This window comes from uncultured Sphingomonas sp. (genome assembly GCF_964237155.1).
Lineage (GTDB): Bacteria > Pseudomonadota > Alphaproteobacteria > Sphingomonadales > Sphingomonadaceae > Sphingomonas.
In genome coordinates, this window is sequence record NZ_CAXSHH010000014.1 from 14,927 (window position 1) to 38,859 (window position 23,933).

The following is a 23,933-nucleotide window of genomic DNA, read 5'->3' on the forward strand; positions in this document are numbered from 1 at the left end:
CGACCGGAGCCGTGGCCACGATTTTTCACCAGCCAAGCGGCATTACCCGGAAACGCGGGGCGGAGCGGCGACGGGATGGCAATCGCGCCTGTCGATCGCCATCTCCAAGATCTATCTAGGAGTGATGATGCTGTCGTTTTCACGGCTCGGATCCGCGCGTTGAGCGGCCCGGCCCCCTATCTGCTCGCATTCGGGGACAGCTTGACCTCGGGCTACGGGCTTGCGCCCGACCAAGCTTTTCCCCGGCAGCTACAGGTGTTGCTGGCGACGCGTCGGCCCGGCTCGATCGTCGAGAATGCGGGCGTGTCGGGCGACACGACGGCGAGCGGACGCGCGCGGCTGCCACGCGCGCTCACGAGCCTGACGAGGCGGCCGGACCTCGCCATCCTGGCGCTCGGCGCGAACGACCTGCTGCGCGGCGTCGACCCGGCCAGGATGCGCGAAAACCTCGACTGGATGCTCGGCGAGTTCGAGCGCACGGGCATCCCCGTGCTTCTCGCCGGTATGTTGGCGCCCATTTTTCTCGGCGGCTGGGCGGCCCGCTTCAACGCGGTTCATCCAGAGCTCGCCAAGCGTCACGGCGCGGCGCTGTATCCCTTCTTGCTCGACGGGGTGGTCGGCGATCCTTCGCTGGTGTTGGCGGATCGCATCCACCCCAACGCCCGCGCGATCGGCATCGTCGCCGGCCGTATCCTGCCGCATGTCGAAGCCGCGCTGGAGCGGACATCTCGACGAGCGGCGTGAGTGTTGGCGGAGAGGGTGGGATTCGAACCCACGGTACCCGCAAGGGCACAACGGTTTTCGAGACCGTCCCGATCGACCACTCTGGCACCTCTCCGCAGAGGCAAGGGAACCGCTCCGATAAGCGGACCGGCTGGTCTAGGAGGCGCGTCTAACGGGGCCCGTTCGCCGGTGCAAGGCCGGCGCGCTTGTGTCCGGCACGCCATCCATTAAATGAGCTTCATGCAACTCACCAACCTGCCCGAACCGGCCGCCCGGGTCGCCGTCTCCGCGCCGCCGATCGCCCATGCGCGTTTCTCGATCGGCGACGTGGTGCGCCACCGCGTGTTCGATTTCCGCGGCGTGATCTTCGATGTCGACCCGGTCTTCGCCAACTCGGAAGAATGGTACGACGCGATCCCGGCGGAGGTCCGGCCGTCCAAGGACCAGCCCTTCTATCATCTCCTCGCCGAGAACGCCGAGTCGAGCTACGTCGCCTATGTCAGCCAGCAGAACCTGCTCGTCGACGATAGCGACGAGCCGGTCGACCACCCTGCCATCCCCGGACTGTTTCGCGGTTACGAGGACGGGCGCTACGCCCTGAAGCGCGAGCACCGCCACTAGGCGTATGCCCGTGCGGCGCGGTTGACACCCGAACCCTGTGCGATTACCCGGCGGTCCTTTCCCGGCTTGCGTCCGCGTGTCGGGGCCGTTCGATATTCAGGAAGATACAGAGCCATGTTCGCGATCGTGCGCACGGGCGGCAAGCAATACCGCGTCGCCGCCGGAGACAAGATCGTCGTCGACAAGATCGATGGCGAGGCCGGTTCCTCGGTCGAACTGGGCGACGTCCTGCTCGCGGGCGAGGGCTCCGAATTGCGCTCGACCGAGGGGCTGACCGTCGCCGCCGAGATCATCGCGCAGGCGAAGGGCGAGAAGGTCATCGTGTTCAAGAAGCGTCGCCGGCACAATTACCGACGCCGCAACGGCCATCGCCAGCGCCACACGATCCTCCGGATCATCGGCATCGGCGGTCATGTGGGCGGCGAGCAGCGGTCGGCGGACGCCGCCGAGCCTGCTCAGGCCTAAGGAGTTAACGAGCAATGGCACATAAGAAAGCAGGCGGTTCCTCGCGCAACGGTCGCGACTCCGCGGGTCGTCGTCTCGGCGTGAAGAAGTTCGGTGGCCAGGAATGCGTCGCGGGCAACATCATCGTTCGTCAGCGCGGCACGAAATTCTACCCGGGTACCAACGTCGGCATGGGCAAGGATCATACCTTGTTCGCGCTCGTCGACGGCCGCGTCGCGTTCGCCGAAGGCAAGCTCGGCCGCAAGTTCTGTTCGGTGCAGATTACCGCGCAGGCGGCCGAATAACGGACGATCATACAAGGTCGTCCACCAGGGCGACCCGGGTTCCGGCAAACGGAACCAGACATCCGGAAAGGGAGTCGGGTCGCCCCGGTTCCCTTTTTTACTGCTCCCTTCACCTGTGTTGTCGCGGGCGCGTCATGGCGACATGCAAGCGACTTCGTGCAAGGAGGAGAGCCGATCATGTTCGCCCTGACGCCCCGCTTGATGCTCCGCCCCGGCTGGCCGGAGGATGCGCCTGAGCTCGCCCGCGCGATCGGGCACGAGGACGTGGTCAGTCGGCTTGCGCGCGTGCCTTGGCCCTACGCCGAGGCGGACGCGCGATGGTTTCTCTCGCAACCGCGCGGGGCGGAGGAGCCGGTTTTCCTGATTATGGAGCGCGGACCGGAGCCGCGGCTCGTCGGCGGGATCGACATACATTCGGGTGAGACCCAGCACGAACTCGGCTATTGGCTCACGCCATCGGCTTGGGGGCGCGGCTATGCGACCGAGGCGGGCCTCGCCTTGATCGAACTCGCGCGCGATGCGCTCAGGTTGCCCCGGCTCCGCGCTACCGCCTTCATCGGCAACAAGGGTTCGGCACGGGTTTTGGCCAAGCTAGGATTCCGCGACACGGGCCGGATCGTTCCCCGTGCGTCGCTTGCGCTCGGCCGCGAGGTCGATGCGGTCGAGTGCGAGCTCGACCTCACCGACGCGCGAACCCGGGCGACGCCGCTGACCGCGTGAGAGGACGCCGGACGCGGATTGCGTTCCTCTTCCGAAACGCCGAACAGCCATCGCCATGCCCGCGTCCGCCCTGCCCGCCCCCGCCCTGCCCGCCCGTCGCCGTAACTCGCCCGAGGAGTCGCGTGATGCCGCGCTCGACGCGGCGCGCGCGCTGTTGACCGAGGACGGGCCGCAGGCGGTCACGTTGAAGGCGGTGGCGGCGCGGATCGGGCGGACGCACGCGACGCTGCTCCATCATTTCGGTTCGGCCGAGGGGCTGCAAAAGGCGCTGATCGCCCGCATGGCGACATCGATCACCGCCACGATCCGCGATGCGGTCCTCCGTTCCCGAGCCGAGCATCGGGGTCCGCGCGAGGTGGTCGACCTCACCTTCGACGCTTTCGGGCGCGGGGGTGCGGGGGCGCTGGCGAGCTGGATGATCCTGTCGGGAAACGAGGACGCGCTCGATCCCATCCTTACCGCAATCCATGACCTGGTCGACGAGCTCGCCGCCGACGAGCACGCGCAAGTGATCCGGCCCATCCACGAGGACACGTTGCAACTCGTCCTGCTCGCGCTCGGCGACGCGCTGCTCGGTGCGCCGATGGCGCGCGCGCTCGGGCTCAGGCGGGACGCCGCGCGCGACATCGCGTTCGGGGCGCTCGCTGTTGGTGAACCGGACGCGACGGTTTAAAAGACGCGCATGCACTTTTTAGATCAAGCTAAAATCTACGTCAGTTCGGGAAGCGGCGGCCCCGGCGCGGTCAGCTTCCGTCGCGAGAAGTACATCGAATATGGCGGCCCCGACGGCGGCAATGGCGGCAAGGGCGGCGATATCGTGTTCGAAGCGGTAGCAGGCCTCAACACGCTGATCGACTTCCGTTACACCCAGCATTTCCGCGCTCCACGCGGCTCCGGGGGATCGGGATCGAACCGCACCGGCGGCGGCGGCGACGATCTGGTGATCCGCGTGCCGCTCGGCACGCAAGTGCTGAGCGAGGACAAGGACGACGTGCTGCTCGACTTCACCGAGGTCGGCCAGCGCGAGGTGCTGCTGCGCGGCGGCGACGGCGGGCGCGGCAACGCCAGCTACAAGTCGTCCACCAACCGTGCGCCGCGCCAACACGGATCGGGCTGGCCGAGCGAGGAGGCGTGGCTGTGGCTGCGGCTGAAGCTGCTTGCCGATGCGGGGCTGGTCGGGCTGTCCAACGCGGGCAAGTCGACCTTCATCAACGCGGTCACGAACGCGCAGGCCAAGGTCGGCGCGTATGCCTTCACCACCACCCGCCCCCAGCTCGGCGTGGTCCGCCACAAGGGACAGGAGTTCGTCGTCGCCGACATCCCCGGGCTGATCGAGGGCGCGGCCGAGGGGGCGGGGATCGGCGACCGGTTCCTTGGCCATATCGAGCGGTGCCGCGTGCTGCTCCACCTCGTCGATGCGCAGGACGCCGACGTCGCGACAAGCTACCGGATCGTGCGCGACGAGCTCGCCGCCTATGGCGCGGGGCTGGCCGACAAGCCGCAGGTGCTGGCCCTCAACAAGATCGATACGCTCGACGACGAACTGATCGAGGCGCTCGTACGCGAGTTGCAGGATGCGAGCGGCGCGGAGGTGATCCCGATCTCGGCCGCCGCCGGCACCGGCCTTGACTGGGCGCTCGACCGGTTGCTGGAGGCGATCGGGCCAATCTCGGCGATCGTGGGCGCGGATGACGAGGGCGCGGACGCGATCGAGTGGTCGCCGGTGTGACGGGCTGCGGTCGGCTTTGAGCCGTTGGCCCGATCTGTTATGGTTGCGACATGGCGACGCACCCTGATTATCCTCTGCTGACGGCGGAAGAGTTCCTCCAGATCGACTTCGGCGAGCGCAAGGCCGAGTTGGATAACGGCGTGATCCGCATGATGGCAGGCGGCACGGCTCGGCATGCTCGGATACAGGGCAATATCTATGCATCCCTTGCCCCGCGACTTCGTGGCACGGGCTGCGCTGCGTATATCTCGGACATGGCGGCCCGAACTAGGGACTACTCGATCCGGTATCCCGACGTGACGATCTATTGCGGCCGCAACGGTCCCGCGAACGACGACTTGAAGGCCTTCGACGACCCGCGGGTCGTCTTCGAGGTGCTGTCGGCCGGCACTGCGCGCACCGACCTCCGCGTGAAGCTCGAGGAGTATAAGGAGTTGGCGAGCGTCGACACGATCGTCTTCGTCGACATCGCGGACGAGCGACTGCGGGTAGTGCAGCGCACCGGCCCGAATAGTTGGAGCGAGCTCATCCATCAAGAGCCGGCGACTCTCGTCCTGCCTACGCTCGGGATCGAGTTGACGCACGAGGAAGTCTTCGCCCGCGACTGAGCGACGTTGGCGCGGCTCGCCACCAACGCTAGACGCACCCGCATGATCGAAGGCGGAAATCCATGCTGATCGCCCTGACTGGCGGGACCGGCTTTGTCGGGCGGCGGACGCTCGATCTCCTGATCGGGAAGGGCCATACGGTGCGCGCGCTGACCCGGCGTCCGCAGCCGCCGCGCGATAGCGTGGAGTGGGTCGAAGGGTCGCTGGACCGAGCGGGTCCGCTCGACACGTTCGTCACCGGGGTGGAAGCGGTCCTCCATATCGCGGGCGTCGTGAACGCGGCCGACCGGGCGGGGTTCGCACTGGGCAATATCGACGGCACGCGGGCGGTCGTCGAGGCCGCCGTTCGGGCAGGCGCGACCCGCTTCGTCCATGTCTCGTCGCTGGCCGCACGCGAGCCCGGGCTGTCGAATTACGGCTGGTCGAAGGCGGAGTCCGAACGCATCGTCGAGGTGTTGCCGCTCGACTGGACGATCGTGCGGCCACCCGCCGTCTATGGCCCGAGCGATCTGGAGATGCGCGACGTGTTCCGCCTGGCGAAGCTGGGACTAGCGGTCCTGCCGCCGCCGGGCAGGATGTCGGCGATCGCGGTCGACGATCTCGCGCGGCTGTTCGTCCTGCTTGTGGAGCGTGGGAGTCCACGGGCGATATACGAGGCCGACGACGGCCAGACATACACGCATACCGAATACGCCCAGGCGATCGGTCGCGCGGTCGGGCGGCGCGTGCTGCCCCTCCCCCTCCCGGCGGCGCTGCTTCATCTAGGCGCGCGAATCGACCGCCGGGTGCGGGGAAGCGGAGCCAAGCTCACGCCCGATCGCGCCGCCTATCTGGCGCATCCCGACTGGACCGCCGATCCGGTCAAGCGCCCGCCGCCCGAGCTGTGGACGCCACGGATCGCGCTCGATCGCGGGTTGGCCGATACAGCCCGCTGGTACCGGGATCACGGGCTGTTATGACCGGTCCAACTCCCGCCGCATTCCCCGGCCAAGGACCAACCCGATGAACGACCGCCAGCAAGTCCTCGATACCATCACCGCGCAGATCGAGCCATTCAACAAGAAAGGTGTCGTGGTGGCGGAGGCGACGACGTTCCAGGGCGATCTCGAATGGGACAGCCTGACCGTCATGGACTTCGTCGCGGCGATCGAGGACGAGTTCGATATCGTCATCACCATGAGCATGCAGGCGGAGATCGAGACGGTGGGCCAGCTCGCCGACGCGGTCGGGAAGCTCCGGACATGAGCGAGTCCGGGCTTCAGGCCGAGACGCTGGACCTTGATCCGCCTGCGGTCGCGCCGGAACGCGATCTATTTAGCAAGTTCGATCCGCTGATCGCGGAGCGCGAAGCGCTGCTGACGTCGGGGGTGCGGGATCCGTTCGCGATCGTCATGGACGAGGTACGCTCCCCCACCGAAGCGGTGATCGGTGGGCGCGAGACGATCCTGCTCGGCACCTACAATTATATGGGCATGACGTTCGACACCGACGTCATCGCGGCGGGCAAGCGCGCGCTTGACGAGTATGGTTCGGGTACCAACGGCAGCCGGATGCTCAATGGTACCTTCCGCGACCATGTGAATGCGGAGGAGGCGCTCAAGGAGTTCTACGACGCCCGCCACGCGATGGTATTCTCGACCGGTTACCAGGCCAATCTCGGCATCATCTCGACGATCGCGGGCAAGGGCGAGTACATCATCCTCGACGCCGACAGCCATGCGTCGATCTATGACGGCTGCGCGCTCGGCAATGCGGAGGTGGTGCGGTTTCGCCACAATTCGGTCGAGGATCTCGACAAGCGCTTGGGCCGCCTGCCGAAGGAGCCCGGCAAGCTCGTCGTGCTCGAGGGTGTCTATTCGATGCTGGGCGACATCGCGCCGCTTGCGGAAATGGTCGCGGTCGCGCGCAGGCACGGAGCGATGGTGCTCGTCGACGAGGCGCACTCGATGGGCTTCTTCGGCCCGAACGGCCGCGGTGTGTACGAGGATGTCGGACTGACGTTGGACCGCGACGTCGATTTCGTGATCGGCACCTTTTCCAAGTCGGTCGGCACCGTCGGCGGCTTCTGCGTGTCGAACCATCCCAAGTTCGAGGTGATGCGCTTCGCCTGCCGTCCGTACATCTTCACGGCATCCCTACCGCCGTCCGTGGTCGCGACCGCGGCGACCTCGATCCGGAAGCTGACGATCGCGCACGACAAGCGTCGCCGGCTTTGGGCGAACGCGCGTCGAATGCATGGCGGGCTGACCGCGCTAGGCTTCAAGCTAGGTACGTCGAGCCCCGAATCGGCGATCATCGCGGTGATCCTGGAGGATCAGGTCCAGGCGATCGCGATGTGGCAAGCGCTTTTGGAGAGCGGCGTCTACGTCAACATGGCGCGCCCGCCTGCCACGCCGGCGGGCACCTACCTGCTGCGCTGCTCGCTCAGCGCAGAACATCGACCGGAGCAGCTGACGACCGTCCTGGCGCTATTCGATCGGACCGGGCGCGAACTGGGTGTGATCGGCTAACCTTCACCTGCTTTTAACCGCTCGCTGCGTGTAGTAGGATTGTGGATATGAGCGGCGAGGTGGAGGAGATTGGTTCCGTAGGGAACGGTCCGCCATGGCGGACGATCACGCTGATCGCGATGGCGATCCTGGGTGCGGTCACGCTCGCCGCGCTGGTGATCACCGTGGGCGGCGCCAACCGCGAGCGCGACCGGGCATTGGTGGCGCAGGGCCGCAGCTACGACGTGATGATCGTGGCGCGCACGCTGGCAGGTACGATCGCGCGGTCGGAGGCGTCGCTTGGGCGATACGTCACCTCGGCCGACCAGTCGCTCGGCCAGCTCTACTTCGATCAGTGGCGCTCGGCGGCGACGCAGATCGCTTATCTCGACCGGCTCACGACCGGCGATCCCGCGCAACAACGTCGCATCGACTCGCTCCGCCGCGCATATGTCGAGCGTGGCGACGAGCTGTCGCTGATCGCGTTGTCGACGCGTTACGTCAAGAACGCGCAGGCGCTGGCGCTATATTATAAGGCTCGCGACGCCTCGTCGCTACAACTGATCGACCGCTCGCTCGCCCGCATCATCAAGGGCGAGCGCACGATCCTCGACCGGCGCACTTCGGCCGCGATGCGCCTGGTCGAACGATCCACCACGGCCGCGGTCGGGCTCGCCGTCTTCGGCGGACTGCTGGTGCTCGGCGCGATCCTGCTCGGCTGGTACACATTGCGAACGTTAGGCGAAAGCGCGGCCGCGCGCGCCGAGGCCGATGCTGCGGGGGCGCGCGCGGATGAACTCGCCGCCGCCGTCCGCGCCGCGACCGACGAGCTTCGGGTTCAGGAGGCCAAGCTTCGCCAGGTGCAGAAGATGGACGCGGTCGGGCAACTGACGGGCGGTATAGCGCATGATTTCAACAATATGCTTGCCGTCGTGCTCGGCGGGCTTGAACTGGCGCGCCGTAACATCGGCAAAGAGTCCGCCATGCGCCATCTCGACAGCGCGACCGAGGGCGCGGTCCGCGCCGCCGCGTTGACGCGCCGGCTGCTCGCCTTCTCGCGCGAGGAGGCGCTCAAGCCGGAGGCGGTCGAGCCGAGCGCGCTCGTCGCGGGCATGTCCGACCTGCTTGACCGGACCCTGGGCGACGCGGTCACCATTCGGGTGCGCGACGAGGCGGCGGGCTGGCGCGTCCACGCCGATCGCGTGCAGCTCGAGAACGCGCTCCTCAACCTCGCCGTCAATGCGCGCGACGCGATGAATGGCCGCGGCGACCTGATGATCGTCACCGGAGCGGCGACACTCTCGACCGGTCAGGTCGGCCAGTGCGCGGGCGGCGAGTACGTGACCTTCGCCGTGTCCGACAGCGGTTGCGGCATGACGCCCGAGATCGCGGAGCGCGTGTTCGAGCCGTTCTTCACCACCAAACCCGTCGGCAAGGGCACCGGCCTCGGCCTCAGCCAGATCTTTGGCTTCGTGCGCCAGCAGGACGGCGAGGTCGGCATCGAGAGCGCGCCGGGCCGAGGCACGACCGTCACCCTCTACCTGCCACGCCATCGGGGCGGGCAGTCGACGGCCACATCGATCGAGGACGCCTCCGCCGCCGGGACCGCTCCCACGCCGCTGAAGGTGCTGGTTGTCGAGGATGATCCGCGCGTGCTCGCCGCGACGATGGGCGCGTTGCAGGAACTCGGTCATGTCGGCGTCGCCTGCGACGACCCGTTCCAGGCGCCGCGGATCGTCGCGGCCGATCCCGGCATCGAACTCGTCATCTCCGACGTGCTCATGCCGCGCCAGACCGGGCCGGAGATGATCGCTGGCCTGACCGCGCGCCATCCGACCTTGGCGGTGTTGTATGTCACGGGATACGCCGGGGACGCGGGCGGCGCGAGTGAGTTCGGCGGGCATAACGTGCTCCGCAAGCCGTTCACGCTCGTGGCCATCGAGCGCGCGATCGCCGCCGCCATGGCCGACCGCCTGACCCATCCGGAACAGATCGCGGCGGAATAGCGGCATTCCCTGCGGATGCGCGAATTTAAGGCGTGGCGCGTCCGCCTGCCCGCTCCTATACCGCCCGCGTCCCCGCCATGGCCGAGCCTGCATGAAATCGATCGATCGCTACATGGTTCGGCTGATCGCGGTACCGCTCTTCTCCACGCTCGTGATCGCGGCGATGCTCTTGGTCCTGGACCGGATGCTCCGGCTGTTCGATTTCGTCGCGACGCAGGGCGGGCCGGTCAGCGTGGTATGGCGCATGCTCGCCAATCTTCTGCCCGAATATCTGGGGCTCGGCATCCCGATCGGGCTGTTGCTGGGCGTTCTGCTCGCCTTTCGCCGACTCGGCACCACCTCTGAACTCGACGTATTGCGCGGGGTGGGCATGAGCTACGGGCGGCTGCTCCGCGTGCCGTACATGTATGCGGTCACGCTCGCGGCGGTGAACCTCGCCATCGTCGGCTACGTCCAGCCGATCGCGCGCTACTATTATGAAGGCCTGCGGTTCGAGCTGCGCACCGGCGCGCTCGGCGCGTCGATCAAGGTCGGTGAGTTCACCCATTTCGGCGACCGGATGACGCTCCGGATCGAGCGGAGCCGCGACAAGGGTCGCGAGTTGAGCGGCATCTTCGTCCATTACGACAATCCGACGGGGATGAGCTATTCGGTCACGGCGGCGCAGGGACAATTCCTGGCGACCGACGATCCCAATACGATCATCTTCCGGCTGACCGACGGTACGCTCGTCCAGAGCAGTCCAAAATTCACCGTGCCGCGCGTGCTGACCTTCAGCGCGCACGACCTGCCCATACCCTTGCCCCGCTCCGAACGCTTCCGGGTGCGCGGCGGCCGCAATCTGGAGTTCACGCTGCCCGAGCTCGCCCGCCTGGGTCATACCGCCGCGTCCGAGGAGCAACGCGCCTCGTCACGCTCCGAGTTTCATTTCCGCATCGTCGAGGTCGCGACCATGTTCCTGTTGCCGATGCTCGCGGTCGCGCTCGGTGTTCCGCCGAAGCGGTCGACCTCGTCGCTCGGCGTGTTCTTCGCCGTCGTGCTCCTAGTCACCTACCACAAGGTCAACGAATATGCCGCGTCATTCGGCGAGCTTGGCCGCGTCGATCCGCTGGTCGCGCTATGGGTACCCTTCGTCCTGTTCGCCGGCTTGGTGATCTGGATGTTCCATACGGTCGCCTACGTTCCCGGCGGCCAGCCGATCGGCGCGCTGGAGCGGGTCTTCGCCAAGGCTGGCTCGGTGATCGCCCGATGGTTGCCCGGTCGGGCGCGCGAGGCGGCGGCGTGAGCCGTATCTTCCCGTCGAGCGTCGTCGCCTTGTACATGGCGCGGCTGTTCCTGGTGCGCACTTTGGGCATCACCTTCACGCTCGTGCTGATCCTCCAGGCGCTCGACCTGTTGAGCGAGACGGGCAACATCCTGGGCGCGCCCGGCAATGGCCAGACGGAGGTGCTGCGCTACGTCTCGCTCCGCGCGCCGCAGATCGTCGCGTTCGCGCTGCCCTTTTCCGTGCTGTTGGGCACCATCCTGACGCTCATCACCATGAACCAGAATAGCGAGATAGTCGCGCTGAAGGCGTCGGGACTATCCGCGCACCAAGTGCTCGCCCCATTGCTGATCGCGAGCTTGGGCGTCGCCGCCTTTTCGTTCGGTTTCAACGAACGGGTGGTGTCACGCGCGACCGCCACGCTGGAGGCCTGGAAGCGCGTTGATTATCGCGCGCTGCCGATCGACCGGGGCGACCGCACCAACGTATGGGTCCGCGACGGCGATGATTTGATCGAGGTGACGCGCATCACCGGACGCGGCGACGCCGCGCGATTGACGGGCGTCGTCGTCTACGATCGCGAGGGCGGATCGCTCCGGTCGACGATCACCGCCCCGATCGGGGTTCGGGCGGGAGACGGCTGGCGGATCCAAGGAGCGCGGCGTTTCGACGTCGCCGCAGGCGTGCTCACCCGCCTTGGCGCGATCGTGGTCGCGCGCGGGGTGCGTCCCGAGCAGTTCACGCTCGCGACCGTCAATGCCGACGGCCTGCCCTTCGGCCAGCTTCGATCGGCGATCCGTGACCTGCGCGACGCGGGTCGCCCCACGCAGGCGCTGGAGAGCGCGCTGTGGCACAAACTGTCGGGGCCGCTCTCGTCGATGTTGATGCCTCTCCTAGGCGCGGTGGCCGCGTTCGGGATCGCACGCTCGGGCAAGCTGTTCATCCGCGCGGTGATCGGCATGGCGCTGGGTTTCGGCTATTTCGTCGCCGACAGCTTCGCGCTCGCCATGGGCAACCTGGGCGCGTATCCGCCCTTCCTGGCCGCCTGGGCACCGTTCCTGCTGTTCTTCCTGATCGGGGAAGCGGTCCTGATCCGGACGGAGGAATAAATATTCAGCGCGGGGCGAACGTGCTCCGCATCAAGCGGCCGAGCAGGCCGGGCAACCCTTCATAACTCGCCTTGTGGTAAGGCGAGGCATCGTCCACCACCCCCGAAATGCGCCGATGCGCCTCGCCCAGGCTGTGGTACGGCAAACCTGGCAACAGATGATGGAGCGCATGGTAACGCAGTCCGACCGGGGCCCAGAGCGCGGGCAGCAGCGTCGGCGGCGGCACGTTTACCGAGTCCAGATATTGTGCGGTCACCGACATGGCCTCGCCCTCATTCTCCCATAGATGCGCCACCAGGGTGCGCACCTGGTTGATCACCGTCACCCCGGAGACGACCGCGAGGAAGATCGCGAACGCGCGGAACGACACGACGCCGGACGCGACGGCCGTCAGCATCGTAATCGCCCACATGCTCGTCGCGATCTCCAGCCGCATCCATTCCGCTTTCGCCTCGCCCTCGGGGCTGCGGCGACGGAATTGCGGGTTGATCGCCAGCGCGGACAGCCGCTCCACGACGAAGCGGCGCAGGCCGGGTGCCAGGAACGACACGGGCGTCAGCACGGCATAGCGCACCAGCAACCCGATCGGCGCGAGCGCCGCGACGAGCACGAACAACGGCACGGTCCACGGCTTCATGAGCGCGAGCGGCAGATACTCGGGATCGTCCACCGTGCCATAGCGCGTCTTGGCATGATGAAGGTTGTGCACGCCCTCGTACATGAAGGAAGGGACCATCAGCGGGACGCCGACAAGCGCGTTCCACCCGCTCCGAAAGCCGGGAAGCGCCGCGTGCTTGATGTGGCTGAGCTCATGGATGAAACTGCCCGCCCGGTATAGCGCCAGCATCGCGACCACGCCCGCCATGATGGCCCAGCCCACAGGCCGGACGAGCATCGCCGCCGCCAATGCACCGTATCCGACCGCCACCGACGCGATCAGGTCGCTCCAATAGATCGCCGGGCGGGGCGCATGCAGGTCGCGCGTCAGTTCGGCCGCGGTCCGAAGCATCGTCTTGTCGTCAACGACGCGCTCGGCGCGCGCGCGCGGCGCGGCTCCGCCGACGGCTGATGCGGCGCTGGGCCGGAGGGCGGTCGTGCTCGTCATGACGTATTGCATTGCCACGACATAGTGGCGTCTTCGTGGCGATGACAGGGGGGCACCCGCGCTTGTCCCGAGCGCCGATGCGGTTAGGGCATACCGGATGACGATCGCCGAGAAGACCGAGTGGATGAACGAAGGCGGGGTCGCGATCCGGCCGATCGCGACCGCGCGCGACCGCCGATCGTTCGTCGAACTGCCCTATCGATTATATCTGGACGACCCGAATTGGGTGCCGCCGCTCAGGCGTGAGGCGCGGGCGCTGATCACGCCCGGCAAGAACGGCTGGTTCAGCCATGCCAAGGCGCAGTTGTTCCTGGCGAAACGAGGCGGGGTGGTGGTCGGCCGCATATCCGCGCACATCGACACGCTGGCGCTCACCATGCCGGTCCCGCAAGGATTCGGCCCGGGCGTCGGCCAATGGGGACTGTTCGATGCGGAGGACGCCAGCGTCGCCGCCCGGCTGATCGTCGCGGCGGAGGCCTGGCTTCGCGACCAAGGCATGACGCGAGCGCTGGGTCCGATCAGCATGTCGATATGGGAGGAGCCGGGGCTGCTGGTGGAAGGGTACGATCATCCACCGACCGTGATGATGGGTCACGCGAAACCCGAATATCGCGGCTGGATCGAGGGTGCGGGATACCATGCGGTCAAACGGCTCTTCACCTACGACCTCGACATCACCCGGCCTTTCCCGCCGCTGGTCCAGCGCATCATCAGGTCCGGCGAGAAGAACCCGCGCATCCGCATCCGCGACGTCGACAAGTCGCGGTTCGACGAGGAGGCGGCGCTGATCCTGGGCATCCTCAACGACGCCTGGTCGGATAATTGGGGGTTCGTGCCATTGACCGGGCCGGAGATCGCCGACGTCGGCGTGAGACTCAAGCCTATCGTCCGCGAGGACCTGATCCGCATCGCCGAACTCGACGGGCGACCGGTCGCGTTCATGATAGCGCTGCCCGACCTGAACGAGGCGCTGAAGCCGCTGGGCGGCTCGCTGCTCCCGTTTGGTTGGATCAAGCTCCTGCGCTGGCTCCGTCGCCCACGCGTCCGCACCGTGCGCGTCCCGTTGCTGGGCGTACTCAAAGAGCTCCAGGCGTCACGGCTCGCGAGCCAGTTGGCCTTCATGCTGATCGAATCGATCCGACAGGCGTCGGTCGCCGGCTACGGTGCGTCGCGGGCGGAAATCGGCTGGGTCCTCGACGACAATCAGGGAATGCGCTCGATCGCCGATGCCATCGAATGCAAGGTGAACAAGGTATACGACATCTACGCCCGCGACCTCTGACGGCGGCGCGGCGTCAGCGCAGGCGTAGCCAGGTCGGCGCATGATCGCTCGCCTTTTCGCGCCCGCGGTGCTCCTTGTCGACGCCCGCGCCGATCAGCCGGTCGGCGACCGCCGGACTGAGCAACAAATGGTCGATCCGGAACCCGGCATCGCGAGCCCATGCGCCCGCTTGGTAGTCCCAGAATGTCCATACGCCCCCTTTGGGCGCGCGGGTCCGCAGCGCGTCGGTCCACCCTTGCATAAGCAGCCGGCGATAGGCGGCGCGGCTTTCGGGCTGCATCAGGGCGTCTTCCGCCATTGCCGCGACCGAGTAGCTGTCGTCGTCGTTCGCGATCACGTTATAGTCGCCCGCCAGCACCGCCGGAACCTCCGCGGCGAGCAACGCGGCGGCGTGGGCGTGAAGCCGATCCATCCAGCGTAGCTTATAGTCGAATTTCGGCCCCGGCCGGGGATTGCCGTTGGGCAGGTAGATGGAGGCGACGACCAACCCGTCGATATCGACCTCGAGATAGCGGCTCTGGTCGTCCTCGGGCTCGCCTTCCAAACCGCGGCGACGGAGGGACGGATCCACCCCGCGCGCTAGAACCGCGACGCCGTTGAACCCCTTCTGCCCATGCCACAGCCCGCCGTAACCGGCGGCGCGGATCTCGGCTTCCGGAAATGTCTCGTCGGTGGTCTTGAGTTCCTGGAGACAGACGATGTCGGGCTGTTCCTCGGTCAGGTATTCGATCAGCCGGGGCAACCGCGCCTTGATGCCATTCACGTTATAGGTGGTGATCTTCACGTCAAATCGAAAAGCTGGATCCGCACCCGCAGCCGCTGGCGGCGACGGGGTTCTCAACGCGGAACGCCGCGCCGCCCAGCGATTCGACATAGGTGACCTGTGCGCCGCGCACGAGGTCGAGGCTGACGCTGTCCACCACCAGCCGCACGCCGTTCGTCTCCGCGACGGTGTCGTCGTCCTCCGCCGCGTCGGCGAAGCCGAACCGATATTGGAAACCCGAACACCCGCCGCCGTCGACCGACAGTCTAAGAATTGCGGCCCGCCCCTGCTTGGCCGCGATCACCCCCACCCGCTCGGCTGCGGCGGGCGAAAGCGAAATTTCCGGTGAATGGATGCTCATGGACGCGAGATAGGCGTGCGCGCCGTGCGGAGCAACAAGCCCTCGGGCTCGGGTCGGCTCAATCCAGCGACGGCGGCACGTTGGCGGAGATCGGCACGAGGTGGACCGACCGGTCCTGAGCGGCGAGCAGGTGATTGGCGCTGGTCAGGAACGGCACCGGATTGACCGCGCGGCCGTCCATGCGGACCTCGTAATGCAGGTGGCTGCCCGTCGAGCGACCGGTCGACCCCATCAGCCCGATCATCTGGCCGCGCTTCACCCGTGCGCCCGCCGTGACGAGCAGGCGGGACAGATGGCCGTACCGCGTCGCGATCCCCTTTCCGTGATCGAGCTCGACGAGGTTGCCGTACCCGCCGCGGCGATCCGACTCGGCGACGATCCCGTCGGCCGTGGCGTAGATCGGCGTGCCGAGCGGTCCGCGAATGTCGACGCCCGCGTGCATCGCCGCCGTGCCCCGGAACGGGTCGGATCGAATGCCGAAGTTGCTGGAATAATCCATCTTCGCGACCGGCTGGACCGATGGGATGGCGATCTGACCGACGCTGCTCGGCCCCTGCCCGCCATCAAGCTTCTTCCAGGCGGTGAATAGCGAGCGGAAGTTGCGATCACCGCCCAAGGCGGACGACGCCTCGACGCTGGTCGCGACGATTAGCGGGCCGCCGGTTTGGGCGGTAGCCGCCGGCGCCTTCTCGGCGGGCTCGGAAGCGAGCGCCTGGCCCGTACCGATCGCGGAGAGCATGATGGCCGCGACGATCCGGCCCGTCATCTTGTGTTTGTGCATCAAACCCCGGCAGCTTTCGCTTGCCGACATCCCACAAGGTGGGCTGTCGGTCCCCAAAACACCGTCATGCGTACGCAGCCCCACTGCGCCTCAAGACAATCAGGGGTGTGTCCGAAGTCGGTTAACAACCGCAATAGAGCCGTCCCGTTACTGGGTCAGACCGGCGCTCGGTCGCGGCGAACCGATAAGTCGAGCAAAGGTTCCCGTGATTTCAGGTCGTTCGACTCAGCGCACGGGGCGGCCTGGACCCGCATCGCCGCCCGTCTTGGCGGTGGCCAGTACGGCCTGCGCGTGGCCGGGCACCTTCACCTTGCGCCACTCCTCGATCAACAATCCCTGCGCGTCGAACAGGAACGTCGCGCGCTCAATCCCCATGTATCTGCGGCCGTACATCGACTTCTCCGTCCAGACGCCGAAGGCCTCGCACGCCGCTCCACCCTCGTCGCTGAGCAGGCGGACGCGCAGGTCGTGCTTGGCGGCGAACTTATCATGGCTGGCCGCGTCATCCTTGGACAGGCCGACCAGCTGGATACCCGCCGCCTCGAACTCGGGGGCGAGCGCGGTGAAGTCCTGCGCCTCGCGCGTGCAGCCCGACGTGTCGTCCTTGGGATAGAAATACACAACAGCCCACCCGCCCACGAGCGAGCGGAGCGGCACCGCCCCGTTCGCGTCGCCCACGGTCACGTCCGGTATGGGATCACCCTTGTTCACGCTTCACCTCCGACATCGGTCCAGAACGCCGCGACCCCATGCCGGGTGCGCTCGAACTCGGCAACCACAGTCGCCCAGTCGGGCAGGCGCAGCGCGCGCGCGATCAACGCGCGGGTGCTTTCGGCGGGTGCCTGCGCGTCGGGCGCGAGCAGGCGCGCCGCCACCAGCAGCCGCGTGAGCAGGTCATGCGCCGCCGCCATCCCGGCGGGTGCCAGGCCGCGCTCGACGAGCATCCGGGTCGCGCGACCGAGATGCGGCTCGAACCCGGTCAGCGCGGTCAGCTGGACCACATGCACCGCGAACTCCAGATCGACGAGCCCGCCTTCCAGCAGCTTGGCGTCCAGCGGTCCGCCCGCGGGCTTGCGCGCGCGCAGCTCGGTCCGCATCGCCCGCGCCTCCGCCCGGATGTCGCGGCCCGGGCGCTCGCCCGCCAGCACCTCGGCGACGACCGTCTCCACGACGGCGCGCCCCTCGGCCGATCCGTGGACGACGCGCGCGCGGGTCAGCGCCATATGCTCCCACGTCCACGCCTCCTCGCGTTGATAGCGCGCGAAGCTGTCGACCGAGACCGCGAGCGGCCCCTTGTTTCCCGACGGCCGCAGCCGCGTATCGACCGGATAGAGCGGCCCCGCCGCGGTCGCGACCGACAGCGCGGCCGTCACGCGCTGCGCCAGTCGGTTGAAATACAGCGTCGCGCCGAGCGGCCTGGCCCCGTCCGACTCGACGTGGAAATCGCCCGTGAACAGATATACGAGGTCGAGGTCGGATGCGTGGGTAAGCAGCCCGCCTCCCATCCGCCCCAGCGCCACCACGATCAGTTCGCCGCCAGGCACGCGGCCATGGGCCCGCTCGAACTCGGCGGTCGTCCGCGCCGCGAGCGCGGTGATCGCGGCCTCGGCGATCCGCGCGTAACCCTCGCCGACCGCCAACGGATCGGCGACGCCCGCCACGATCTGCGCCCCGAGCGCGAACCGCGCTTCGCCCACCACCGCACGGACGTGGTCGAGTCCCGCCTGATAGTCGCCCGACGGATCACCGCCCATCGCAAGGCCGAGCCGCTCGACCGACCCGACCGGCTCGAACGCGCTGGCGTCGATCAACCCGTCGAGCAACGCGGGCCGCCGCGCGAGTTCGTCGGCGAGCGGCGCGGCGTGGCTCAGCACGGCGACGAGCAGATCGCCCAGGCCCGGCCTCGCCTGCAACAGGCGCAGCAGGTTGACCGCGCTGGGCAATCTTTCCAGCAGTCGGTCGAGCCGCAACAGCGCGGCGTCGCGGTCCGGCGCGCGGCCGAGCGCCGTGAGCAGGCCGGGCAGAACGGCCTCGAGCGCCTCCTGCGCGGCGGGACTGCGGAGCGCGGGATAGCGTCCCGCCCGCCAGCCAACGATCCGCTCGCCCGCCCCGGCCGGGGCGTGGTAGCCCACGTCCGCCAACGCCCGGCCGAGCGCCTCTGGATCGCGCGGCAGGCCCGGCGAGCCCCGGTCCTCGACCGCATCATAGATGGCGCCGACCCGCGCGACGGAACCGGCGAGCGACCCGAGCAGGGCTCCCGCATCCGCGAGACCGTGCAGCCGCGCCACCCGGTCGAGCGCCTCGCCCGTCGGCAGCGCATGCGTCTGCCGGTCGTCGAGCATCTGGACGCGGTGCTCGATCGTGCGCAGCAACGCGTAGGCGCGCGACAGCTCGGCCGCGTCCGCCGGGTCGATCCGGCCCGCCCCCGCCAACCGGTCGAGCGCGTCCCACGTCGTGGGGGTGCGCAGCGCCGGATCGCGGCCGCCATGGATCAACTGGTGGATCTGCGCGAAGAACTCGATCTCGCGGATGCCCCCGCGTCCGCGCTTCAGGTCGAAACCGGGGCCGAACGACTGACCCTGCGCGTGATGATCACGTATCCGCCGGGTCATGCCGCGGATCTCGCCAAGCGCGCCGAAATCGAGCGAGCGCCGCCATACGAAAGGCTGGATCGTCCGCACGAACCGCTCGCCCAGACGCCGGTCGCCCGCCGCCGCGCGCGCCTTGATGAACGCCGCGCGTTCCCAGGGCAGGGCCAGTGATTCGTAATAGCCGATCGCCGCGTCGATCGACAGCGCGATCGGCGTGACCTCGGGCGAGGGCCGCAGCCGCAGGTCGACGCGGAGCACGTACCCGTCGCGGTCGCGCGCTTGAAGCAGCTCGACGACGCGTCGGGCGATGCGGACCGCCGCGTCGCCCGGCTCCTCGCGCGGACGGCGTGGAAGCGTATCGGGATCGAACAACAGCACCGGGTCGATGTCGGACGAGTAGTTCAGCTCGCCGCCGCCCTGCTTGCCCAGCGCGATCGCGACGAACCCCACCGGCTCGGCTCCCGGCGTCCGCTCGGCGATCGCGGTCCGGATGGCCAGGTCGAGCGCATGGTCCGCGAAATCGGTCAGCGCGGCGGTCACCTCCGTGAGCCCGTACGCTCCCGACAGGTCGGCCAACGCGACCAGCATGGCCAGGCGGCCGCGCGCGAGGCGAAGGCGGCGCGATACCGGCGAGTGCCGCTCGGCGGGATCGAAAACCGGGATCGCCGCTCCCCCGGTCAACCGATCGATGACGAGCGGATCGCGCCCCATCAGATCGGCCAGGAAAGGCGAGCAAGCGCGCGCGCGGGCGATCGCATCCACTATTTCGGCTTGACTTGCGCTATTGCTTATGAGCGCGAAACGCGAATACTCGTCCGATCCGACATGATCGAGGAAACGATCTGCGTTCTTCGACGTTTCTAGCCGCATGATGGATATCGCATCCGGAGCGAATGACCGAAACGAAAGTGGCTATTCCGTCCGTCGCCCGCTCGTGACCGATGCGATCGGCGGCGCGCTTCTTCGGACATACGCTCATGTCGGGGCATTGCCCGACGACATGCGCCGCTGTCTCGATCGGCTCGACCGAAGCACGCGCGAGCGCCGCTGACCCGTTCCGGACGGACGGGCGTCACCGCTCCCTGCTGAGTTCGTCCACCTCGCCCATGATCGTGTCCAGTGCGGTCTTGTTCGCATCGTGCTCGTGATCGCGCCGCGACGGAAGCGTGCCGCTCGTCAGCAACGCTTCCAGTGCCACGCGGCCGCGCGCTACGCGGCTCTTGATGGTACCGACCGCCACCTGACAGATGTCGGCGGCCTCTTCATATGCGAACCCACCCGCGCCGACGAGGATCAACGCCTCGCGCTGCGGCTGCGGCAAGTGCATCAACGCGCGCTGCATGTCGCCAAGCTCCACATGCCGGTCCTGGCTCGCCGGCGCCGCGAGGATGCGGTCCGCGACCAAATCGTCCCATTCACCCTTGAACCGCGCACGGCGCATCTGCGACAGATACAGGTTGCGCAGGATGATGAAGGTCCAGGCGCGCATGTTGGTACCCGCCTGGAACCGCTTGCGCGCCGCCCAGGCCTTGAGCAGCGTCTCCTGCACCAGGTCATCCGCGAGATCGCGACTGCCCGACAACGACCGCCCGAACGCGCGCAGGTGCGGGATCACCTGCGCCAGCTGCGTCTTGAATTCGGGGTCCGACAGCGAGACGTGCTCGACCGGCTCGGGCGCGGAATGGTCGTCCAGCGCGACAGCGTCCGTCATGTAAATCCGATCATCCCCAAACTGGCTCAGCGGCCCGACCGGGATACCAGATAGGCCGTCGTCGCCGCCATTGCCAGCGACGGCGGGGAAAACACGTTCAGGCCAGGATGATGTACGCGAATATCGCGATCACCAGCACCAGCGACACGGGCAGGATGACCCGCGTCATGTGTGGGGTGGCGCCGGCGCGGGCGCGGTCAGTCTTGATGTGGATCGGTTCGTCATTGTCGGCCATGGTGCGATAACCTCCCGCGATCGTTTTAGGTCCGCCCGCCCCACGCCGCCCGTGTTTCCGGGCCGCGCTTCAGGCCGCGGGCGCGGGAACCGTCGACTGGTCGAAGAACAGCGCCTGGCTGATCGCCGCCTTGACCGTGGAACGCTGGAACGGTTTGGTGATCAGGAAGGTCGGCTCGGGCCGCTCGCCCGTCAACAGCCGCTCGGGAAACGCGGTGATGAAGATGACCGGCACCTGGAGCTCGGCCAGGATGTCCTTGACAGCGTCGATGCCCGAGCTGTCGTCGGCGAGCTGGATATCGGCGAGCACCAGCCCTGGCTGATCGTCCATCGCCAGCGCGACCGCCTCGTCGCGCGTGACGGCCACGCCCGTGACCTCGTGTCCCAGGTCGCGGACGATCGTCTCGATGTCCATCGCGATCATGGGCTCGTCCTCGATGATCAGCACGCGCGCGCGCGTCTGTTGCTCGATCTCGGCGAGCGCTTCCGCCACAAGCGCGTCGACCTCCGCGATGTCGACCTCGATCAGGTATCCGGCGTCTTCGGGCGTGAAGCCCTCCATCGCGGTCAGCAGCAGCGCTTGACGCGACAACGGCGTCATCGTCGCCAGCCGCGCGCGCGTGACCGCCTCCGCGCCCTCGCCCGCTTCGGCATAGCCATCGATCTCGTCATAGTTGGTGGAGTTCCAGATGGCTTGGAACATGCGGTAAAGCCCAAGCCGGGGATCGACCTCGCGCGGAAATTCATCCGGCGCGGCGACGATCGCCTCCAGCGTCGCGCGGACATACCGGTCGCCCTGCAGCTGGCTACCGGTCAAGGCGCGGGCGTATCGACGGAGGAAGGGCAGATGCGGTGCGAGTTGCTGGCCGAGCGACATAAGGTGGCTTCACTCCTTGTATTATGCGGGCTTCCCTGAACCCGTGGGACACGGGTTGCAACGCTTCATGATCGAAGCGACCACCCCAGGCGAGCTTGACGATTTTTTAGATCGCGACCGGAACTCGCGACCTGCTTTTTTGTTTCACGCGGATGGCGACATCTTTGGTCGATGAAGCCGGGGAGATGTCGCGCTCCGCTTGCGATGAGCCTGGAACGGTGCGGGTATCGGGCCGACAGTGCAGGGGGTTATGCGTTGAATCCGGATAAAAAGACGTCCGTCAACAAGCCCGCGACCAGCCGGCAACCGATGCCGGGAACCCGCGACCGTGAAGTGGGTGAAGCGTTGCGGTCCGTGTATGACAAGGCCGTGCAGGAATCCGTTCCCGACGAGATGCTGGACCTCCTGAGCAAGCTCGATTAACCGGATGCATGATCACCACCCCGAAAGGTGACCGGGGCGTCGGTTCGCCGATCGGCATGCTCTCGCGGCTGCCCACCGGAGCGAAGCTGTTCCTGATTCTATCGGCGGCGTTGCTGCCGCTGGCATTGATCGCGGTATTCGCCACGCTCCAGACCAGCCGCGTCGCGGATGCGGAGGCCCGGGCCCGCTTGCGCGTCGCCGCCACGGAAAGCGCGCGCTCCATCGCGATCGAACTCGTCGGCGACATGACCGCGCTTCGGTCGGCGCTTGTCCCGCTTGGGCGTACCGGGGCCGATCCGGCGTCCTGCGCGCGCATCGAGGGCGTGTTCGCGCAGCAGGCCGAACTTGGCACTCGCTTCGTGATCCTCGACCGCGCCGGTCGTGCGGTGTGCGGCCGCCCCTTCCTACCCGCGCCGTCGACGCTCGACGCCGGTGCGGCGATCGTCGGGGCCGTCGCGCCCGGTCGCGGTCTGGTCCTGTCCGTCGCCGATCCGGGCGGCCTCACCGCGCGCGCGTTCTTCTCGCGCGGGTTCCTGGCCCGGCTCGGCGCGCCGACCAGTCAGGCGATCGTTTATTCCCAGTCGTTGATGCTGGATCAGGACGCGCTCGACCTGGCGTCCATAGCGGGAGCGGGTCCGCTCGACCGGATGGAGACGATGCGCACGCCGCTCGGGCTGGCCGATCTTTCGCTCCGTACCAGCATTCGCGCCGCCCCGATCACCTCGTCCTTCGTCGTCGCGCTGCTGCTGCCGCTCCTGATGTGGGCCGCCGCCGCCGGGATCGGCTGGTTCGTCGTCGACCACCTCCTGATCGCGCCGCTGCGCCGCCTGCGTACCAGCGTCGCGACCTATCGGCCCGGGCAGGTTATCGACGGCGGCGCGAGCACGCTTCCCGCGCAGGAGATTCGCGAGCTCGGCGACACCTTCGGCGCGATCACCCGCACCGTCGCGGAACACGAGGCGGGTCTCGCCGACGGGCTTGTGCGCCAAACCAGATTGACCCGCGAAGTCCATCACCGCGTCAAGAACAACCTTCAGGTCATCTCCAGCCTGATCAACTTTCACGCGCGCGGCGCTCCCACGCCCGAAGCGGCCGTCGCTTATGCCTCGATCCAGCGTCGCGTCGACGCGCTCGCGGTCGTCCACCGCAACCATTTCGCCGAGATGGAGGACAATCGCGGGCTGGGCATGCGGTCGGTGTTGGGAGAGCTCGCCTCGAACATTCGCGCCACCGCGCCCGACGGCGCTTCGAGTCTCGGCATCACGCTCGACATCGACAACTACCTCGTCACGCAGGACGTCGCGGTCGCGGTCGCGTTCATCGTGACCGAACTGATCGAGCTCGCGATGAACATAGATTCCGCCGCCGTCATCCGTATCTCGCTCAAGGAGTCGGAGGATGACGGCCGCGCTAGGCTGCGGGTCGTCTCGCGCTCGCTGGTCGACGGCGACGGGCTGCGCGACCTGATCAGGACCCGCTATGGACGCGTGATGGAAGGGCTTGCCCGCCAGCTTCGCGGGCAGCTTCATCACGACCCGCTGATCGGCGCGTACGAGATCACGGTGGCGATCACCGGCAGCGACTGATTTTTTCAAAGGACGTATTTATTTCGGGAACCGGCCTTCGATTGCGTCGTTTCACCATCCGAGCAGCGGTTATAAGCCCCCCCGCTCTCGCTGCTCAAGTGATAGGCCCGGCAGCGTTCCCCCCTCCCTCCCCCCCCCCCCCCCCCCGCCCCGCCGCGCCCCCCTCCTCCCTGCGTCCCCCGCTTCCCGTTCCCTTGTGCC

The 23,933-nt window shown here is 67.6% G+C and carries 26 protein-coding genes and 1 tRNA gene; 17 read left to right on the plus strand and 10 right to left on the minus strand.

What is annotated here, in order from left to right; translation table 11 throughout:
- Positions 1-159: 159 nt before the first annotated feature.
- Complete coding sequence (locus ACFE71_RS05265; RefSeq protein ID WP_375427760.1) at positions 160-744, plus strand: arylesterase; 585 nt, start codon at positions 160-162, stop codon at positions 742-744.
- A 4-nt stretch (positions 745-748) separates the two neighbouring features.
- On the opposite strand, the gene ACFE71_RS05270 is transcribed toward ACFE71_RS05265, so the two are convergent.
- Positions 749-838, minus strand: a tRNA-Ser gene (locus tag ACFE71_RS05270).
- Positions 839-963: 125 nt separating this feature from the next.
- Between ACFE71_RS05270 and hspQ the strand changes: the two genes are divergently transcribed.
- The 13 genes from hspQ to lptG all read left to right on the plus strand — a co-directional run bounded on the left by hspQ (position 964) and on the right by lptG (position 12,018).
- On the plus strand, positions 964-1,344 hold the full coding sequence (gene hspQ, locus ACFE71_RS05275) for a heat shock protein HspQ (protein ID WP_375427795.1): 381 nt from the start codon (positions 964-966) through the stop codon (positions 1,342-1,344).
- Positions 1,345-1,458: 114 nt separating this feature from the next.
- Positions 1,459-1,809, plus strand: coding sequence for a 50S ribosomal protein L21 (gene rplU / locus ACFE71_RS05280; RefSeq protein ID WP_375427761.1), 351 nt, complete (start codon positions 1,459-1,461; stop codon positions 1,807-1,809).
- A 14-nt stretch (positions 1,810-1,823) separates the two neighbouring features.
- Positions 1,824-2,093 carry a 50S ribosomal protein L27 gene (gene rpmA / locus ACFE71_RS05285; RefSeq protein WP_375427762.1) on the plus strand — a complete coding sequence of 90 codons (270 nt, stop codon included), beginning with the start codon at positions 1,824-1,826 and terminating at the stop codon, positions 2,091-2,093.
- A 177-nt stretch (positions 2,094-2,270) separates the two neighbouring features.
- Positions 2,271-2,813 carry a GNAT family N-acetyltransferase gene (locus ACFE71_RS05290; protein ID WP_375427763.1) on the plus strand — a complete coding sequence of 181 codons (543 nt, stop codon included), beginning with the start codon at positions 2,271-2,273 and terminating at the stop codon, positions 2,811-2,813.
- Between the two features lie 55 nt (positions 2,814-2,868).
- On the plus strand, positions 2,869-3,486 hold the full coding sequence (locus ACFE71_RS05295) for a TetR/AcrR family transcriptional regulator (protein ID WP_375427764.1): 618 nt from the start codon (positions 2,869-2,871) through the stop codon (positions 3,484-3,486).
- A 9-nt stretch (positions 3,487-3,495) separates the two neighbouring features.
- The gene (gene obgE / locus ACFE71_RS05300; protein WP_375427765.1) at positions 3,496-4,542 is read left to right on the plus strand and encodes a GTPase ObgE; all 1,047 of its coding nucleotides are present in this window, start codon (positions 3,496-3,498) and stop codon (positions 4,540-4,542) included.
- A 50-nt stretch (positions 4,543-4,592) separates the two neighbouring features.
- Positions 4,593-5,150 (plus strand): Uma2 family endonuclease, encoded by a 558-nt coding sequence (locus ACFE71_RS05305; RefSeq protein ID WP_375427766.1) that lies wholly within the window; start codon positions 4,593-4,595, stop codon positions 5,148-5,150.
- A 62-nt stretch (positions 5,151-5,212) separates the two neighbouring features.
- Entirely contained in the window at positions 5,213-6,109 is an 897-nt protein-coding gene (locus ACFE71_RS05310) for an NAD-dependent epimerase/dehydratase family protein (RefSeq protein WP_375427767.1), read from the plus strand.
- A 43-nt stretch (positions 6,110-6,152) separates the two neighbouring features.
- Complete coding sequence (locus tag ACFE71_RS05315) at positions 6,153-6,395, plus strand: acyl carrier protein (protein ID WP_375427768.1); 243 nt, start codon at positions 6,153-6,155, stop codon at positions 6,393-6,395.
- The gene (locus ACFE71_RS05320) at positions 6,392-7,660 is read left to right on the plus strand and encodes an aminotransferase class I/II-fold pyridoxal phosphate-dependent enzyme (protein ID WP_375427769.1); all 1,269 of its coding nucleotides are present in this window, start codon (positions 6,392-6,394) and stop codon (positions 7,658-7,660) included. Before ACFE71_RS05315 ends, ACFE71_RS05320 begins: the two co-directional genes overlap by 4 nt.
- A 47-nt stretch (positions 7,661-7,707) precedes the next feature.
- The gene (locus ACFE71_RS05325) at positions 7,708-9,645 is read left to right on the plus strand and encodes an ATP-binding protein (RefSeq protein ID WP_375427770.1); all 1,938 of its coding nucleotides are present in this window, start codon (positions 7,708-7,710) and stop codon (positions 9,643-9,645) included.
- Between the two features lie 91 nt (positions 9,646-9,736).
- Positions 9,737-10,930 carry an LPS export ABC transporter permease LptF gene (gene lptF, locus ACFE71_RS05330; protein WP_375427771.1) on the plus strand — a complete coding sequence of 398 codons (1,194 nt, stop codon included), beginning with the start codon at positions 9,737-9,739 and terminating at the stop codon, positions 10,928-10,930.
- Positions 10,894-12,018: an LPS export ABC transporter permease LptG gene (gene lptG, locus ACFE71_RS05335; RefSeq protein WP_375427772.1), complete on the plus strand. Its 1,125-nt coding sequence runs from the start codon at positions 10,894-10,896 to the stop codon at positions 12,016-12,018. The genes lptF and lptG overlap by 37 nt, the downstream gene beginning before the upstream one ends.
- A 4-nt stretch (positions 12,019-12,022) precedes the next feature.
- Here lptG and ACFE71_RS05340 read toward each other — a convergent pair whose 3' ends face one another.
- Positions 12,023-13,123, minus strand: a complete 1,101-nt coding sequence (locus ACFE71_RS05340; RefSeq protein WP_375427773.1) for a fatty acid desaturase family protein — start codon at positions 13,121-13,123, stop codon at positions 12,023-12,025.
- Between the two features lie 124 nt (positions 13,124-13,247).
- Between ACFE71_RS05340 and ACFE71_RS05345 the strand changes: the two genes are divergently transcribed.
- Positions 13,248-14,405 (plus strand): N-acetyltransferase, encoded by a 1,158-nt coding sequence (locus ACFE71_RS05345; RefSeq protein WP_375427796.1) that lies wholly within the window; start codon positions 13,248-13,250, stop codon positions 14,403-14,405.
- Between the two features lie 13 nt (positions 14,406-14,418).
- On the opposite strand, the gene xth is transcribed toward ACFE71_RS05345, so the two are convergent.
- The 8 genes from xth to ACFE71_RS05385 all read right to left on the minus strand — a co-directional run bounded on the left by xth (position 14,419) and on the right by ACFE71_RS05385 (position 21,723).
- A complete protein-coding gene (gene xth, locus ACFE71_RS05350; RefSeq protein WP_375427774.1) occupies positions 14,419-15,189 on the minus strand; it encodes an exodeoxyribonuclease III in 771 nt (256 codons plus the stop codon).
- Position 15,190: 1 nt separating this feature from the next.
- Positions 15,191-15,529, minus strand: a complete 339-nt coding sequence (erpA, locus tag ACFE71_RS05355; RefSeq protein ID WP_375427775.1) for an iron-sulfur cluster insertion protein ErpA — start codon at positions 15,527-15,529, stop codon at positions 15,191-15,193.
- Positions 15,530-15,587: 58 nt separating this feature from the next.
- Positions 15,588-16,310 (minus strand): M23 family metallopeptidase, encoded by a 723-nt coding sequence (locus tag ACFE71_RS05360; RefSeq protein ID WP_375427776.1) that lies wholly within the window; start codon positions 16,308-16,310, stop codon positions 15,588-15,590.
- A 225-nt stretch (positions 16,311-16,535) separates the two neighbouring features.
- Positions 16,536-17,021, minus strand: coding sequence for a peroxiredoxin (locus ACFE71_RS05365; protein ID WP_375427777.1), 486 nt, complete (start codon positions 17,019-17,021; stop codon positions 16,536-16,538).
- Positions 17,018-19,771 (minus strand): bifunctional [glutamine synthetase] adenylyltransferase/[glutamine synthetase]-adenylyl-L-tyrosine phosphorylase, encoded by a 2,754-nt coding sequence (locus tag ACFE71_RS05370; RefSeq protein WP_375427778.1) that lies wholly within the window; start codon positions 19,769-19,771, stop codon positions 17,018-17,020. The genes ACFE71_RS05365 and ACFE71_RS05370 overlap by 4 nt, the downstream gene beginning before the upstream one ends.
- Before the next feature lie 202 nt (positions 19,772-19,973).
- Positions 19,974-20,612 carry a sigma-70 family RNA polymerase sigma factor gene (locus tag ACFE71_RS05375; protein WP_375427779.1) on the minus strand — a complete coding sequence of 213 codons (639 nt, stop codon included), beginning with the start codon at positions 20,610-20,612 and terminating at the stop codon, positions 19,974-19,976.
- A 97-nt stretch (positions 20,613-20,709) separates the two neighbouring features.
- On the minus strand, positions 20,710-20,847 hold the full coding sequence (locus ACFE71_RS05380; protein WP_375427780.1) for a hypothetical protein: 138 nt from the start codon (positions 20,845-20,847) through the stop codon (positions 20,710-20,712).
- A 69-nt stretch (positions 20,848-20,916) separates the two neighbouring features.
- Entirely contained in the window at positions 20,917-21,723 is an 807-nt protein-coding gene (locus tag ACFE71_RS05385) for a response regulator (RefSeq protein WP_375427781.1), read from the minus strand.
- 204 nt (positions 21,724-21,927) lie between these two features.
- On the opposite strand from ACFE71_RS05385, the gene ACFE71_RS05390 reads away from it, so the two are divergent.
- Positions 21,928-22,146: a NepR family anti-sigma factor gene (locus ACFE71_RS05390; RefSeq protein ID WP_375427782.1), complete on the plus strand. Its 219-nt coding sequence runs from the start codon at positions 21,928-21,930 to the stop codon at positions 22,144-22,146.
- Between the two features lie 8 nt (positions 22,147-22,154).
- Positions 22,155-23,732, plus strand: a complete 1,578-nt coding sequence (locus ACFE71_RS05395) for a sensor histidine kinase (protein WP_375427783.1) — start codon at positions 22,155-22,157, stop codon at positions 23,730-23,732.
- The last annotated feature ends 201 nt before the right edge of the window (positions 23,733-23,933 follow it).

Coding starts and splice junctions, on each gene's coding strand:
- ACFE71_RS05385 (WP_375427781.1), bottom strand. CDS start 21,723: ATGTCGCTCGGCCAGCAACTCGCACCGCATCTGCCCTTCCTCCGTCGA.
- ACFE71_RS05315 (WP_375427768.1), top strand. CDS start 6,153: ATGAACGACCGCCAGCAAGTCCTCGATACCATCACCGCGCAGATCGAG.
- erpA (WP_375427775.1), bottom strand. CDS start 15,529: ATGAGCATCCATTCACCGGAAATTTCGCTTTCGCCCGCCGCAGCCGAG.
- lptG (WP_375427772.1), top strand. CDS start 10,894: ATGGTTGCCCGGTCGGGCGCGCGAGGCGGCGGCGTGAGCCGTATCTTC.
- ACFE71_RS05380 (WP_375427780.1), bottom strand. CDS start 20,847: ATGGCCGACAATGACGAACCGATCCACATCAAGACTGACCGCGCCCGC.
- ACFE71_RS05325 (WP_375427770.1), top strand. CDS start 7,708: ATGAGCGGCGAGGTGGAGGAGATTGGTTCCGTAGGGAACGGTCCGCCA.
- rplU (WP_375427761.1), top strand. CDS start 1,459: ATGTTCGCGATCGTGCGCACGGGCGGCAAGCAATACCGCGTCGCCGCC.
- ACFE71_RS05320 (WP_375427769.1), top strand. CDS start 6,392: ATGAGCGAGTCCGGGCTTCAGGCCGAGACGCTGGACCTTGATCCGCCT.
- ACFE71_RS05295 (WP_375427764.1), top strand. CDS start 2,869: ATGCCCGCGTCCGCCCTGCCCGCCCCCGCCCTGCCCGCCCGTCGCCGT.
- ACFE71_RS05340 (WP_375427773.1), bottom strand. CDS start 13,123: ATGACGAGCACGACCGCCCTCCGGCCCAGCGCCGCATCAGCCGTCGGC.
- ACFE71_RS05375 (WP_375427779.1), bottom strand. CDS start 20,612: ATGACGGACGCTGTCGCGCTGGACGACCATTCCGCGCCCGAGCCGGTC.
- ACFE71_RS05345 (WP_375427796.1), top strand. CDS start 13,248: ATGAACGAAGGCGGGGTCGCGATCCGGCCGATCGCGACCGCGCGCGAC.
- ACFE71_RS05395 (WP_375427783.1), top strand. CDS start 22,155: ATGATCACCACCCCGAAAGGTGACCGGGGCGTCGGTTCGCCGATCGGC.
- rpmA (WP_375427762.1), top strand. CDS start 1,824: ATGGCACATAAGAAAGCAGGCGGTTCCTCGCGCAACGGTCGCGACTCC.
- ACFE71_RS05305 (WP_375427766.1), top strand. CDS start 4,593: ATGGCGACGCACCCTGATTATCCTCTGCTGACGGCGGAAGAGTTCCTC.
- ACFE71_RS05370 (WP_375427778.1), bottom strand. CDS start 19,771: ATGCGGCTAGAAACGTCGAAGAACGCAGATCGTTTCCTCGATCATGTC.
- ACFE71_RS05360 (WP_375427776.1), bottom strand. CDS start 16,310: ATGCACAAACACAAGATGACGGGCCGGATCGTCGCGGCCATCATGCTC.
- hspQ (WP_375427795.1), top strand. CDS start 964: ATGCAACTCACCAACCTGCCCGAACCGGCCGCCCGGGTCGCCGTCTCC.
- ACFE71_RS05390 (WP_375427782.1), top strand. CDS start 21,928: ATGAGCCTGGAACGGTGCGGGTATCGGGCCGACAGTGCAGGGGGTTAT.
- ACFE71_RS05310 (WP_375427767.1), top strand. CDS start 5,213: ATGCTGATCGCCCTGACTGGCGGGACCGGCTTTGTCGGGCGGCGGACG.
- obgE (WP_375427765.1), top strand. CDS start 3,496: ATGCACTTTTTAGATCAAGCTAAAATCTACGTCAGTTCGGGAAGCGGC.
- lptF (WP_375427771.1), top strand. CDS start 9,737: ATGAAATCGATCGATCGCTACATGGTTCGGCTGATCGCGGTACCGCTC.
- ACFE71_RS05290 (WP_375427763.1), top strand. CDS start 2,271: ATGTTCGCCCTGACGCCCCGCTTGATGCTCCGCCCCGGCTGGCCGGAG.